10 protein-coding genes are annotated in these 12,174 nt (G+C 66.5%); 4 read left to right on the top strand and 6 right to left on the bottom strand.

The features are described from left to right. Positions 1 to 52 precede the first annotated feature (52 nt). The 4 genes from V5G24_RS24320 to V5G24_RS24305 all read left to right on the top strand — a co-directional run bounded on the left by V5G24_RS24320 (position 53) and on the right by V5G24_RS24305 (position 3,605). Complete coding sequence (locus V5G24_RS24320; protein ID WP_394084479.1) at positions 53 to 544, top strand: MarR family winged helix-turn-helix transcriptional regulator; 492 nt, start codon at positions 53 to 55, stop codon at positions 542 to 544. A gap of 385 nt (positions 545 to 929) precedes the next feature. Beyond that, positions 930 to 1,682 carry an SDR family NAD(P)-dependent oxidoreductase gene (locus V5G24_RS24315; protein ID WP_394084477.1) on the top strand — a complete coding sequence of 251 codons (753 nt, stop codon included), beginning with the start codon at positions 930 to 932 and terminating at the stop codon, positions 1,680 to 1,682. Between the two features lie 41 nt (positions 1,683 to 1,723). After that, positions 1,724 to 2,653, top strand: coding sequence for a DMT family transporter (locus V5G24_RS24310; protein WP_394084475.1), 930 nt, complete (start codon positions 1,724 to 1,726; stop codon positions 2,651 to 2,653). Positions 2,654 to 2,738: 85 nt separating this feature from the next. Then, positions 2,739 to 3,605: a type 1 glutamine amidotransferase gene (locus V5G24_RS24305; protein ID WP_394084473.1), complete on the top strand. Its 867-nt coding sequence runs from the start codon at positions 2,739 to 2,741 to the stop codon at positions 3,603 to 3,605. 384 nt (positions 3,606 to 3,989) lie between these two features. Here V5G24_RS24305 and V5G24_RS24300 read toward each other — a convergent pair whose 3' ends face one another. The 6 genes from V5G24_RS24300 to V5G24_RS24275 form a co-directional block, all read right to left on the bottom strand. Beyond that, on the bottom strand, positions 3,990 to 4,892 hold the full coding sequence (locus V5G24_RS24300; protein WP_394084471.1) for a hydroxymethylglutaryl-CoA lyase: 903 nt from the start codon (positions 4,890 to 4,892) through the stop codon (positions 3,990 to 3,992). Further along, the gene (locus V5G24_RS24295; protein WP_394084469.1) at positions 4,889 to 6,892 is read right to left on the bottom strand and encodes an acetyl/propionyl/methylcrotonyl-CoA carboxylase subunit alpha; all 2,004 of its coding nucleotides are present in this window, start codon (positions 6,890 to 6,892) and stop codon (positions 4,889 to 4,891) included. Before V5G24_RS24295 ends, V5G24_RS24300 begins: the two co-directional genes overlap by 4 nt. Beyond that, positions 6,889 to 7,665, bottom strand: a complete 777-nt coding sequence (locus V5G24_RS24290) for an enoyl-CoA hydratase/isomerase family protein (protein WP_394084467.1) — start codon at positions 7,663 to 7,665, stop codon at positions 6,889 to 6,891. Before V5G24_RS24290 ends, V5G24_RS24295 begins: the two co-directional genes overlap by 4 nt. 118 nt (positions 7,666 to 7,783) lie before the next feature. Then, complete coding sequence (locus V5G24_RS24285; RefSeq protein WP_394084465.1) at positions 7,784 to 9,391, bottom strand: carboxyl transferase domain-containing protein; 1,608 nt, start codon at positions 9,389 to 9,391, stop codon at positions 7,784 to 7,786. Between the two features lie 156 nt (positions 9,392 to 9,547). Then, positions 9,548 to 10,228 carry a TetR/AcrR family transcriptional regulator gene (locus V5G24_RS24280; RefSeq protein WP_394084463.1) on the bottom strand — a complete coding sequence of 227 codons (681 nt, stop codon included), beginning with the start codon at positions 10,226 to 10,228 and terminating at the stop codon, positions 9,548 to 9,550. 265 nt (positions 10,229 to 10,493) lie between these two features. Next, positions 10,494 to 12,119, bottom strand: coding sequence for an AMP-binding protein (locus tag V5G24_RS24275; protein ID WP_394084461.1), 1,626 nt, complete (start codon positions 12,117 to 12,119; stop codon positions 10,494 to 10,496). Between the last annotated feature and the right edge of the window lie 55 nt (positions 12,120 to 12,174).

Below are 12,174 nucleotides of genomic sequence, written 5' to 3'. Positions count from 1 at the left end.
GGCAATCGACGGCCTGCGGACGATTGCGCTTGGGGCGCGCCAGGGGGTTGGGATGAAGGATCCGATTGCAAAGACCATCGGCTACCGCCTCACGCACACGGCCCGGCTGCAAAAGGCCCTTTCGGCCCGGCTGCTGGCGGACCTCGGCCTGTTTCCGGGCCAGGAATCGGTGCTGAAGCTGCTGATCGACGAGGATGGCCGCACCATGGGCGATCTGGCGACCGCCCTGCGCGTGCGCCCGCCCACGGCCTCCAAGACCATCGCCCGCCTGACCACGCAGGGCCTGGTGGAACGCCGGGCCACCGACGGCGACGGGCGCCTGGTGCGCGTGTTCCTCACCGCCGCCGGCCGCGACAAGGGCAGCGCCATCGACCATGTGTGGGACACATTGGAAAACGAGATGGTCGCCGGCCTCGAGAACAAGGAGCGCAAGCGCCTGCGCAAATTGCTGCGCAAGGTGGAAAAGAACCTCGCCTTGCGCCTCGGCGCCGACGGCGGCGTGGATGACGAGGCCGAGCCGGCGGACGAGGACGACGACAACTGAGCGGACGCTAGAGCGCGATCCGCCCACATGGCCGGTGAATCGCCCTCTAACTTATTGAATAGAGGCGGATTCACTGCCCATATTGCATCGCCTTGGGCGATTCAATATGGGCAGATCCGGCTCTAGGCCCTGCGCGCGGCGCCATCCGGGCCGCTGCGCGCATGCGCCGGGCTTAAGGTTTTCGCCCCCGGGACTCGCGCCTTCCAGCGCGAACGGCAGGCGTTTCCGGACGCCCTCGGCGGCGGCCGCGCCGCCCCGCTTCGCGCGCATGGGCGGTTTCCCGATCCATGCAAGATTAGAGCTTTGCCCCCGTCGCAAGCTCGCGCTATTGCTGGAAATCTAATCGATTAAGAGCCGAAACCTCATTTCGGCCGGAAAGGGAGCCATGTCCAACGCCATTGATCTTGCCGGACGCTGCGCCGTCGTCACCGGAGGCGCGCAGGGCATCGGCCGCGCCGTCGTCGAGCGCTTCCTCGCCTCCGGTGCGAAAGTCGCCATCTGGGACCGCGACGCCGACCTCGCGCAGAGCCTCGCCAACACCCTCGGCCGCGACAAGGTGGTGCCCGTGGCGGTGGATGTGACCAGCCTTGCCGAGGTGGAGCGCGCCCGCGACGCGACCCTGGCGGCGCTCGGGGCGATCCATATCCTGATCAATAATGCCGGCATCGCCGGGCCGAATCACAAGCTGTGGGACTATCCCGCCGAGGCCTGGGCGCAGGTGATGGCGATCAATCTCAACGGCCCGTTCAATTGCTGCCGCGCCGTGGTGCCGGGCATGATCGCCCAGAATTACGGCCGCATCGTCAATGTCGCCTCCATCGCCGGCAAGGAAGGCAATCCCAACGCCTCGGCCTATTCCGCCTCCAAGGCCGGGGTGATCGCGCTGACCAAATCGCTGGGCAAGGAACTGGCGGAATATGATATCGCGGTGAATTGCGTCACCCCCGCCGCCGCCAAGACCGCCATTTTCGACCAGATCAGCGAACAGCACATCGCCTATATGCTCTCCAAGATCCCCCGCAACCGCTTCCTCCAGGTGGAGGAGGCCGCCGCCACCATCGCCTTTGCCGCCTCGGCGGACTGTTCCTTCACCACCGGCGCGGTGTTCGACCTGTCCGGGGGCCGCGCCACCTATTGACCTGCTGCGCTGCGTCGACGCGCGGTGCCGGAAAGCCTTCCATGACCATCGCCGGACACAAGATGCAGCTTTCGGGGCGGCGCGATTCGACGCTCGCGGGAATTGGCCTCATGTGCCTGGCGGTGGTCTGCTTCGCGCTGTGCGACGCCACCGCCAAATGGCTGAGCGGGCACATCAACGTGTTCATGGTGGTGTGGGCGCGCTATGTGGTGCAGCTCGTGCTGGCGCTGGTGCTGTTCAATCCCTGGACCGTGCCGGGCCTGATGCGCACCCGCCGGCCGTGGCTGCAATTGTTTCGCTCGGCCCTGCTGTTCGCCTGCACGGCGCTGAATTTCTGCGCCCTGCAATATCTCCAGCTCGACCAGACCGTCTCCATCATGTTTTCGACCCCCTTCTTCGTCGCCTTGTTCGCCGGGCCGATGCTGGGGGAATGGATCGGCGTGCGGCGCTGGGCGGCGATCCTGGTGGGCTTCGCCGGCATCATCCTGGTGGCGCGGCCGGGGGTGGGCGGCATCCATCCCGCCGCCTTGCTCATGCTGGCGGCGGCGGTGTGCTATTCGCTCTATGGCATCACCACGCGCATGCTGGCGGCGACCGACGCCTCCCAGACCACCTTGGTCTATTCGTCCCTGGTGGGCGCGCTCGCCGCCTCGGTGCCGCTGTTCTGGATGTGGGAAACGCCGCGCGAACCCCTGGTGCTCGGCGCCATGCTGGAACTGGGCGCGGTGGTGGGCGCGGGGCATTTCCTGCTCATTCTCGCCCATGCCCGCGCCCCGGCAGCGACGCTTTCGCCCTTCATCTATACCCAGATCATTTCCATGATCATCCTCGGCTGGCTGCTGTTCGGCAATCTGCCGAACACCTGGACCCTGACGGGCGCGGCGGTGGTGGTCAGCTCCGGCATTTATCTTCTGTTGCAGGAGCGAAGGGACCGCGCGCGCAAGACGCTGTATGCGACCACTCCGGACTGAGGAAACAGGGAAAAGTCCCGCCGCTTCCTCGCTTTCGTCAAATTAGGCCGTATGCTGCGAGGCACAGAATTCGGACCTTGCCCCCATGCCCGCCCCCCATTTGCTCGTTGTCGAAGGAAATACCGCAGACGCCCGCGCCCGCCAGGTGAAGTTCGGCGGTGAAGCGGCAAGCGAGGGCTATGCCCGCCTGCTGCGCGACCTGTGCCCCGGTGCCGTGGTCGACATCTGCTATCCGGCCGACGCGGGTGCCAATCTTCCCGATGCGGGGGGCCTGGAGGGCTATGACGGCATCGCCATCACCGGCTCCTCGCTCAACATCTATAATGGCGGGCTGCCCATCGAGCAGCAGATCGAATTGCTGCGCAGCGCCTTTTCAACCGGCACGCCGATCTTCGGCAGCTGCTGGGGCTTGCAGCTGATCACGGTGTCCGCCGGCGGCGTGGTGCGGCGCAATCCGCGCGGCCGGGAAGTCGGCTTCGGCCGCCGCATCCGCATGACCGAGCACGGCGCGCACCATCCCATCTTCCTCGGCAAGCCGCGCGTGTTCGAGGCCATGACCGTGCATCTGGACGAGGTGGAGACCTTGCCGGAAGGCGCGCGCCTGCTCGCCACCAATGATCATTCGCAGGTTCAGGCCGCGGAAATCCCCGCCGGCGCCAGCACCGCATGGGCGGTGCAATATCATCCCGAATATCCGTTCCGGGAAATGGCCGCCATTTTCCGCCGGCTGAGCCCCTCGCTGGTGGCGGAGGGCTTCTTCCTGGACGAGGAGGCTCAGGAGCGCTTCATCGGCGACCTTGAGACGCTGGAGCGCGAGCCCGCCAACCAGCCCCTGGTCTGGCGCCACGGGGTGGACGGGGCGGTGATCTCCAAGGATCTGCGCACGGTGGAAATCCGCAACTGGATCGAACAGCTCGTGCTCCCCACCCGCGCGGCCCGCGGGCGCGGCTGAGCGGCGCACGGGTCTAAGCGGGCGGGCGCCCCGTCTCAGCGCCTCAGCGCTACGAGAGGACATCTGCCGCAGGTGCCGCACCGCCCCCTCTCCCGCTTGCGGGGGAGGGCTGGGGTGGGGGCACTCACGAGGGCGGCCCTGCGCGCTGCGAACCAACGGAACGCTGCCGTCTGTCGAACCCTCACCTCGCGTTCCCCCTCCCTAACCCTGCCCGGTTCCCCCCTCCCTAACCCTCCCCCGCAAGCGGGAGAGGGAATGAACCCGAGCATTGGGAGGAGATGGCGCATCTTCGGAGAGGACATTGAGACGGATTGCCGAGGGACCTTCACCAAATCTTCCGGAGCCGCCCCACGATCCGCGACCCGCGCCGCACCTAACGCCCCGCTAAAGCTGCGCCGCCAGCGCCTGCGCCACCTTGGAGGCTGGAAATCGGCCGAGCGCGGCGGTGATGTCCCCTCCGGCGGCGGCCAGCTTGTCCAAATCTATGCCGGTTTCGATGCCGAGCCCGTCGAGCATATAGACCAGATCCTCGGTGGCGAGATTGCCGGAGGCGCCCTTGGCATAGGGGCAGCCGCCGAGCCCGGCCACCGCGCTGTCGACCACGGCGATGCCGAGATCGAGGCACGCCAAGACATTGGCGAGCGCCTGCCCATAGGTGTCGTGGAAATGCACGGCCGTGCGTTCCAGCCCGATGGCCTCGACCACCGCGCCCGCCATGGCCTTCGCCTTGTCCGGCGTGCCGATGCCGATCGTATCGCCGAGGGAGATTTCGTAGCAGCCCATCTCCACCAGGGCGCGCGAGACCTCCACAACCTTCTCCACCGGCACCGCGCCCTGATAGGGGCAGCCGAGCACGCAGCTCACATAGCCGCGCACCGCGATGCCGGCGACGCTCGCGGCCGTGAGGACCGGGACGAAGCGCTCCAGGCTCTCGGCGATGGAGCAATTGATGTTGCGTTGGCTGAAGGCCTCGGAGGCGGCGGCGAACACCGCGATCTCGGTGACGCCGCTTTCCAGCGCCGCTTCGAGCCCCTTCATATTGGGCACCAGCACCGGATAGCGGACGTTTTCGCGCGGCCGAATGGCCGCCAGAACCTGCGCCGTATCCGCCATCTGCGGCACCCATTTGGGCGAAACGAAACTGCCCGCCTCGATGGTGGTCACGCCGGCATCGGCCAGCGCCTCGATCAGCGCCACCTTGGCCGAGAACGGCACCACGCCGGGCTCGTTCTGCAAGCCGTCGCGCGGCCCCACCTCGACGATGCGCACCCGCGCCGGCCGGCTCACGCCACATCCTCCAGCACCAGCAATTCCGCGCCCTCGTCCACGAGATCGCCGACGCCGAAGGCGACGCTCTTCACCCGCCCGTCGCGCGGCGCGGTCACGGTGTGCTCCATCTTCATGGCCTCCACCACCACAAGCGCGGAGCCCTTGGTCACCTCCTCGCCGGCGCTCACCGCGACGCGGATGATGGTGCCGGGCATGGGCGCCACGAGGCGGCCGGCGGTGCCGGTGGCCTCGATGCTGGCGAGGCGGGGGTCGATATGGTCGAGGCTGCGCTCGGTGCCGGCGGAGAAGATGGTCAGGCGCGCCCCGCTGCGCACCACGCGCGCATTGGTGCGCACGCCGTCGAGCCGGGCGATGAGACTGCCGTCCTCGCGGCTCGCCCCCTCCACCGCCACGCGCCCGCCGGGCAGGTCCAGCAGGAAGCCACCGTCGGTGTAATGGGCGCGCACGGGAATACGGGCCTCGTGATCGGCGAAGGTCAGGTCCACAAACGCCGAGCGGTTCAACCGCCAGCCCGGCGCGAGCCCCCAGGGCGACCAGGGATCGGCGGGATCGGCCGCGGCGGCGGAAATGCGCGCCTCGTCTAGCAACAAGAACAGAGCGGCGAGCGCCAGCACCCGGTCGTTCACCGGAAGCGGCGCGGGGAGCAGCGTCGCGCGGTGGCGCTCGATGAAGCCGGTATCAAGCTCGGCTGCGGCAAAGGCAGGTTCGGCGACGATGGCTTGAAGAAACATGCGGTTGGTGGGCAGGCCGACCACTTCGGTCGCCGCCAGCGCCGCCGCCAGCCGCCCCAAGGCTTCCGTGCGATCGGCGCCCGCGGCGATGATTTTCGCGATCATGGGATCGTAATGGATCGACACCGAATCCCCGGCGCGCACGCCGCTGTCCACCCGCAGGCCCGCAAGGTCGAACGGCAGGCGCAGATGGTCCAGCCGGCCGACCTGGGGCAGGAAATCGCGCGCCGGATCCTCGGCATAAAGGCGCACCTCGATGGCATGGCCGATGAGGGGGATCTCGTCCTGCGCCAGCGGCAGCTTCTCGCCGCGCGCGACCCGAATTTGCCATTCCACCAGGTCCTGCCCGGTGATGGCCTCGGTGACGGGGTGTTCCACCTGCAAGCGGGTGTTCATTTCCATGAAGAAGAAGTCGTCGCCCTCGGCGATGAATTCCACCGTGCCGGCGCCCACATAGCCGACCGCCTTGGCGGCATCCACCGCCGCCTTGCCCATGGCGGCGCGGCGCTCGGGCGTGAGGCCGGGGGCCGGCGCCTCTTCCACCACCTTCTGGTGGCGGCGCTGGATGGAGCAGTCGCGCTCGTGCAGATAGACCGCATGGCCGTGGGTGTCGGCGAACACCTGCACCTCGATATGGCGCGGCTTAGTCAGATATTTCTCGATCAGCACCTGATCGTCGCCGAAGGCATTCTTCGCCTCGCGCTTGGCGGAGGCGAGCGCCTCGGCGAATTCCTCCGCCGCGCGCACCACCTTCATGCCCTTGCCGCCACCGCCGGCCGAGGCCTTGATCAGCACGGGATAACCGATCTCCCCGGCCTTGCGCGCGAGGAAGGCTTCGTCCTGGTCGGCGCCGTGATAGCCCGGCACCAGCGGCACACCCGCCTTCTCCATCAAGGCCTTGGCCGCGCTCTTGGAGCCCATGGCGCGGATCGCGGAGGCCGGCGGCCCGACGAACACGATATCTGCCCGCGCGCAGGCGTCCGCGAACTCCGCATTCTCGGAGAGGAAGCCGTAGCCGGGATGGATCGCGTCCGCCCCGCTCATGCGCGCCGCATCGAGGATCGCCTCGATCCGCAGATAGCTCTCGCGCGCCGGCGCCGGGCCGATGGGATAGGCCTCGTCTGCGCGCTCCACATGCAGCGCGCGGGCATCGGCCTGCGAATAGACCGCGACGGTCTTCAGCCCCATGGCTTTCGCGGTGCGCATGATCCGCACCGCGATTTCACCCCGGTTCGCCACCAAGAGGGTGCGGATGGGTCGGGTCATGCTTGTCCCCATTCGGGTTTGCGTTTTTCCAGGAAGGAGGTCACGCCCTCGCGGCCGTCGGCGCTGGCGCGGGCATGGGCGATGCGCAGGGCGGTGTCCGCGATCAGTTCGTGGGTCAGGGGACGGTCCACCGCCGCCACCAGATCCTTCGCCGCCTTGAGCGCCGCCGGGCTCGCCGCCTTCACGGCCTTCAGATGCTTGGCGATGGCGCCGTCCAACTCGTCCACCGGCACCACCTGGTGCACGAGGCCGAGCGCGAGCGCCGTATCGGCCGAAAAACGCTCGGCGGTAAGCACATAGCGCCGCGCCTGCCGCGCGCCCATGGCCCGCACTAGATAGGGGCTGATGACCGCCGGGATGAGGCCGATGCGCACTTCGGTGATGGCGAATTCCGCCTCCGGCACGGCGACCACGATGTCGCTCGCCGCGATCAATCCCACCGCGCCGGCAAACGCCGCGCCCTGCACCCGCGCCAAAGTGGGCTTGGGGCAGGTGTCGATGACATGGAGCAGATGGGCCAAGGTGCCGGCATCCGCCACGTTCTCATCATGGGAATAGTCCGCCATGCGGCGCATCCAGTTGAGATCGGCTCCGGCGCAGAAGGATTTGCCATTGGCCCGCAGCAGCACGGCGCGGATGGCGGGATCGCCGGCGGCATGGTGATAGGCCGCAGTCAGCAGGGCGATGAGGCCATCGTCGAAGGCATTGTGCACCTCCGGCCGATCGAGCGTGAGGGTGGCAACGCCGTCTTCATGGGAAACAATGAGGCTCATGGACCTGTTCTCCGCCGGTAAGATGCTCCGAGCAGGACATTGGCCGAGCGGCTGTGACAGGCGCGATACAGCTCCGCCCAAGATTGGGGAAAGCGGCCGGCGCGCGACGAAATTTCGCTCACATGCGGAACACGCCGAAGCGCGTCTCCCTGTCGGGCGCATTGAGCGCGGCGGAAAGCGCGAGCGCGAGCACCATGCGGGTGTCGGCGGGGTCGATCACCCCGTCGTCCCAGATCCGGGCGGAGGAATAATAAGGATGGCCCTGGCGGTCATACTGGGCCTGGATCGGCGCCTTGAAGGCGGCCTCCTCCTCGGCCGGCCAGGCGCCGCCCTTGCCCTCGATGCCGTCGCGCTTCACCTGGGCGAGCACGTTCGCCGCCTGCTCGCCGCCCATCACCGAGATGCGGGCATTGGGCCACATCCACAGGAAGCGCGGATCGTACGCGCGCCCGCACATGCCGTAATTGCCGGCGCCGAAGGAATTGCCGATCACCACGGTGAATTTCGGCACGCTGGCGCAGGACACCGCATTGACCAGCTTGGCGCCATCCTTGGCGATGCCGCCGGCTTCGTATTTGCGGCCCACCATGAAGCCGGTGATGTTCTGCAAAAACACCAGCGGAATATTGCGCTGGCAGCACAATTCCACGAAATGCGCGCCCTTCAGCGCGCTCTCGGAAAACAGGATGCCGTTATTGGCGATGATGCCCACGGGATAGCCGAAGATGCGGGCAAAGCCGGTCACCAGGGTCTGGCCATAGAGCGGCTTGAACTCGTCGAAATCCGAGCCGTCGACGATGCGAGCGATGATCTGGCGCACGTCGAACGGCTTCTTGGGATCTTCCGAGACGATGCCGTAAATCTCGTCCGCGTCATACAGCGGCGCCTTGGGCGGGCGGATGTCGAGGTCGTGCCGCTTCACTTGGTTGAGGTCGCCGATGATGGTGCGGGCGATGCCGAGCGCGTGGGCATCATTCTCCGCCACATGGTCGGCGACGCCGGAGACGCGGGTGTGCACGTCCGCCCCGCCCAGCTCCTCGGCTGTGACCACCTCGCCGGTGGCGGCCTTCACCAGAGGCGGGCCGGCGAGGAAGATGGTGGCTTGGTTCTTCACCATGATGGACTGGTCCGCCATGGCCGGCACATAAGCGCCGCCGGCGGTGCAGGAGCCCATGACCACCGCCACCTGGGCGATGCCCTCGGCCGACATATTGGCTTGGTTGAAGAAGATGCGGCCGAAATGCTCGCGGTCGGGAAACACTTCGTCCTGGTTCGGCAGGTTCGCGCCGCCGCTATCCACCAGATAGACGCAGGGCAAATGGTTTTCCCGCGCGATCGCCTGGGCGCGCAGATGCTTCTTCACCGTCATGGGGAAATAGGTGCCGCCCTTCACCGTCGCATCATTGGCGACGATCATGCATTCGCGGCCGGACACGCGCCCGATACCGGTGATGATGCCGGCGGCCGGGACATCGCCGCCATACATATCGTAGGCGGCGAGCTGGGAGAGCTCCAGGAACGGCGAGCCGGTGTCGAGCAAGGTGCGGATGCGGTCGCGCGGCAGCAGCTTGCCGCGCTTGAGATGGCGCTCGCGGGCGACTTCCCCGCCGCCCTGGGCGATGCGCTCAACCTTTTCGCGCAGATCGCTGACGCTTGAAAACAGCGCCGCGCGATTGCGATGATAGGCTTCGGAGCGGCGGTCCACCGCATCCTCGATGATCGCCATGAGCGCTTCACCCCTGAGTGTCGATTGCGGAAGCACGAACGCCCAGAACACCGCGCCGACAAGGCGGGCGGGCCTTCGAACCGTGTGTCCTCCCGTGCCGCTTCGTGTCGGCTTAGAAACGATCGTACGTTTTTTTAGGAGAACCGCAAGCGCAAATCAGGCCCGCGCCTTGCGCTTGGCGCGGGGCGGCGGGGCGGGCGCCGGAAGGGGCGGCGCTTCGCGGGCGACGGGGGCCGCCAGCGGCGCACCCGGCGCAACCCCCTGGGTGACGAGGTCGCCATAGATGGCCACAAGATCATCCTGGCTCAGCCGCCCGTCGGGCCGGTACCACATGCAAATTCCGGTGAGCATGGAGATGATGGCGTAGGTGGAGACCCTCGGCTCGCTCACGCGGAACACGCCTTGGGCGGCCCCCTCGCGCAGGATTTGTTCCAGGAGCCCCTCGTAATTGCGCCGCATCTCCACGACGACAGCGCGATGCTCGTCATCCAGCGAGCGGATTTCCATATTGGCGATAAAAACATGGGCGCGCCGCGTCATGTGATAGCGCAGATGAAACCCCGTGAAAGCCCGCAGGCGATCCAGCGGAGCGTCCAGCCCCTCAAGAGTTTCCCGCGCCCGGGCGGTCAGATCTTCCATGTGATCGCGCACGATGTCGAACAGCAGGCTCTGCTTGTTTTCGAAATACTTGTACAGCGAGCCGGATTGCAGCCCGACCTCGGCGGCGAGTTGCCGCAGGCTCATGGCTTCGTAGCCGTGCTTGTAGATCAGCAGCACCCCCGCCTGGCGGATCGCCTGGGCGGTGCGGGCACCATTGGAACCGACTGTACGCGCCATCTTTTTCTCAATTTTTGACCGCGCTTTGTGCGCGCGCGATCCTCGCGTGTTGGATGAGGCCGCCGGGTGCGGCAACACCCTAGAGTGAGCGCAGCGCGCCGGGGACGCAAGACGCAAGCGGCCAAAAATGGCCTTGACCGCAAGAGAAAAAGAACGTTCGATTGTTTCCTGATAACCCGACGGAATGATCGGGACTGCGCGCCACGCCACGTCCAGCCGGCGGCCACTATGGGAGAGAGAGCATGACCCGCGCACGGATGCGCCTTCAATCTTTCTGCATCAAAATGGCATGGGATGCCCGCCCGCTGTAGTGGACCCATCCTTCGTCGTCGATGAAGCCGGTATCACCAAGAATATAATAGTCGCCACCGAACGGAAATCGCGTCTTCGTCCTGGCATCATCCTTGAAATAGGAGCGGAACCAGAACAAGGGCGAGCGTTCCACATCGATGGCCAGGGTGCCTTCCGAGCCGGCGGGCAATTCGGCGCCGTGCTTGTCGAGCACCGCAAGGGCAAAGCCCGGCATGACGCGGCCGACCGAGGAACGCCGCGAGGAGGCGGGATCGCTGGGGTCGTATTTCATGCCCACGATCATGCCGGTCTCGCGGTGTCCATACTGGTTGATCAGCGGCACCTCGAGCTTCTGCGTGACCCAGGAAATGACGTCGGGCGGCAACGGTTCACCCCCCACCGTGACCATGCGGATGGCGAACGGGGAGGTGGCGTCGTTCGGATCGCCGCGCCGCCACGCCTTGATCTGGGACGGGGCGGCCGTGAGGTTGGTGACGCGGAACTTCGACAGCACGCGATAGCCCTGCGAGACGTCGTACGGCCCATCGCAGAACAGGATCGAGCAGCCGATCAGAAGAGGACCGATGAGACCGTAATAGATGCCGTATTCCCAACCCTGGTCGGCCATGTTCCAATAGATGTCGTCGTCGCGGACATCCATGCCGATCCGCATGTATTGCTCGATCGCCGCCAGCGCCCGCACCGGGGTCAGAAGACCAAGCCGGGCCTCCACGAAGCTCGGGGCATAGGTCATGGTGAAGGGGTCGCCCGCGGCGTAGGTTTCCACCCCTTCGAGCGGCTCGGATGCATAGATGGACGACCAGAAAAGGGTCACCTTGCCGTCGATCCGGTTGATCTGGTCGCCCTCGATCAAGCAGACGAAGGTCTTCTCGTTGATGTAGCGGGAGGCGCGATCGATCAGGAACCGGTTCGCGACCACGGCCTTGACGCCGCCGGCCTTCAGCCGGGCTTCGACGGCCGCGGGCGAATAGGTGGAGAAGAGCGGCATGTAGACCGCCCCGATCCGCCAGATCGCGAGCGCCGTGATGACCAGTTCCATGCCCTTGGGCAAAAGGACGGCGACCCGGTCGCCCTTCCTGATACCCGCCGCCGCCAAGACACGGGCAAATCGAGATGAATATTCCGCAAGCTTGCCAAAGCTCAATTCGGAGGTCTGGCCCGAAACGGTCTCGTGGATCATTGCGGGATGGGCGCGTTTTACCGCCAGATGCCGGTCGCACAGCAGATGGGCGAGAGGAATCTTGCTGCCGCTGTATCGGCCCGGATGCGCCGCCGGGCGCGAACCCTCCTCCTCAAGCGGGAGATGGGCGGCGGCCGGACCTTTGCCCGCGACGAATTTCGAGAAGAAGGCGCCGAGGGAATAGCACCGGTCGCGGGCGTCATAGGCAAGCAGGGTCTCGAACACCAGCGTCGTCGCCAGGCGGTGGGCGGTGGCCTTCGACAGGCCGGTGCCCTGGATCAAATCGGCGAGGCGCACAGGGTGCGGGGCGGCGTTGGCCACCACCCGCAGCACGGAAATGGCCCGCCCGAGGCTTTGCGCGCCCTTGGGCGCGGCCGGATCAAGTTCGTCGTCGCTCATGTCCTACAATGTGAGACAAAAAAATCCACGCCGCAATATTTAGGATGGCTTGATG

The sequence above is a fragment of the Roseixanthobacter finlandensis genome (assembly GCF_043195105.2).
Taxonomy (GTDB): domain Bacteria; phylum Pseudomonadota; class Alphaproteobacteria; order Rhizobiales; family Xanthobacteraceae; genus NCEH01.
The sequence above is the reverse complement of the archived record's forward strand: the minus strand, read 5'-3'. Positions and strand labels throughout refer to the sequence as shown.

What these genes read in the sequence shown, in the direction of transcription:
- V5G24_RS24320 (WP_394084479.1), top strand. Translation starts at nt 53, where the DNA reads ATGAAGGATCCGATTGCAAAGACCATCGGCTACCGCCTCACGCACACG.
- V5G24_RS24315 (WP_394084477.1), top strand. Translation starts at nt 930, where the DNA reads ATGTCCAACGCCATTGATCTTGCCGGACGCTGCGCCGTCGTCACCGGA.
- V5G24_RS24310 (WP_394084475.1), top strand. Translation starts at nt 1,724, where the DNA reads ATGACCATCGCCGGACACAAGATGCAGCTTTCGGGGCGGCGCGATTCG.
- V5G24_RS24305 (WP_394084473.1), top strand. Translation starts at nt 2,739, where the DNA reads ATGCCCGCCCCCCATTTGCTCGTTGTCGAAGGAAATACCGCAGACGCC.
- V5G24_RS24295 (WP_394084469.1), bottom strand. Translation starts at nt 6,892, where the DNA reads ATGACCCGACCCATCCGCACCCTCTTGGTGGCGAACCGGGGTGAAATC.
- V5G24_RS24290 (WP_394084467.1), bottom strand. Translation starts at nt 7,665, where the DNA reads ATGAGCCTCATTGTTTCCCATGAAGACGGCGTTGCCACCCTCACGCTC.
- V5G24_RS24285 (WP_394084465.1), bottom strand. Translation starts at nt 9,391, where the DNA reads ATGGCGATCATCGAGGATGCGGTGGACCGCCGCTCCGAAGCCTATCAT.
- V5G24_RS24280 (WP_394084463.1), bottom strand. Translation starts at nt 10,228, where the DNA reads ATGGCGCGTACAGTCGGTTCCAATGGTGCCCGCACCGCCCAGGCGATC.
- V5G24_RS24275 (WP_394084461.1), bottom strand. Translation starts at nt 12,119, where the DNA reads ATGAGCGACGACGAACTTGATCCGGCCGCGCCCAAGGGCGCGCAAAGC.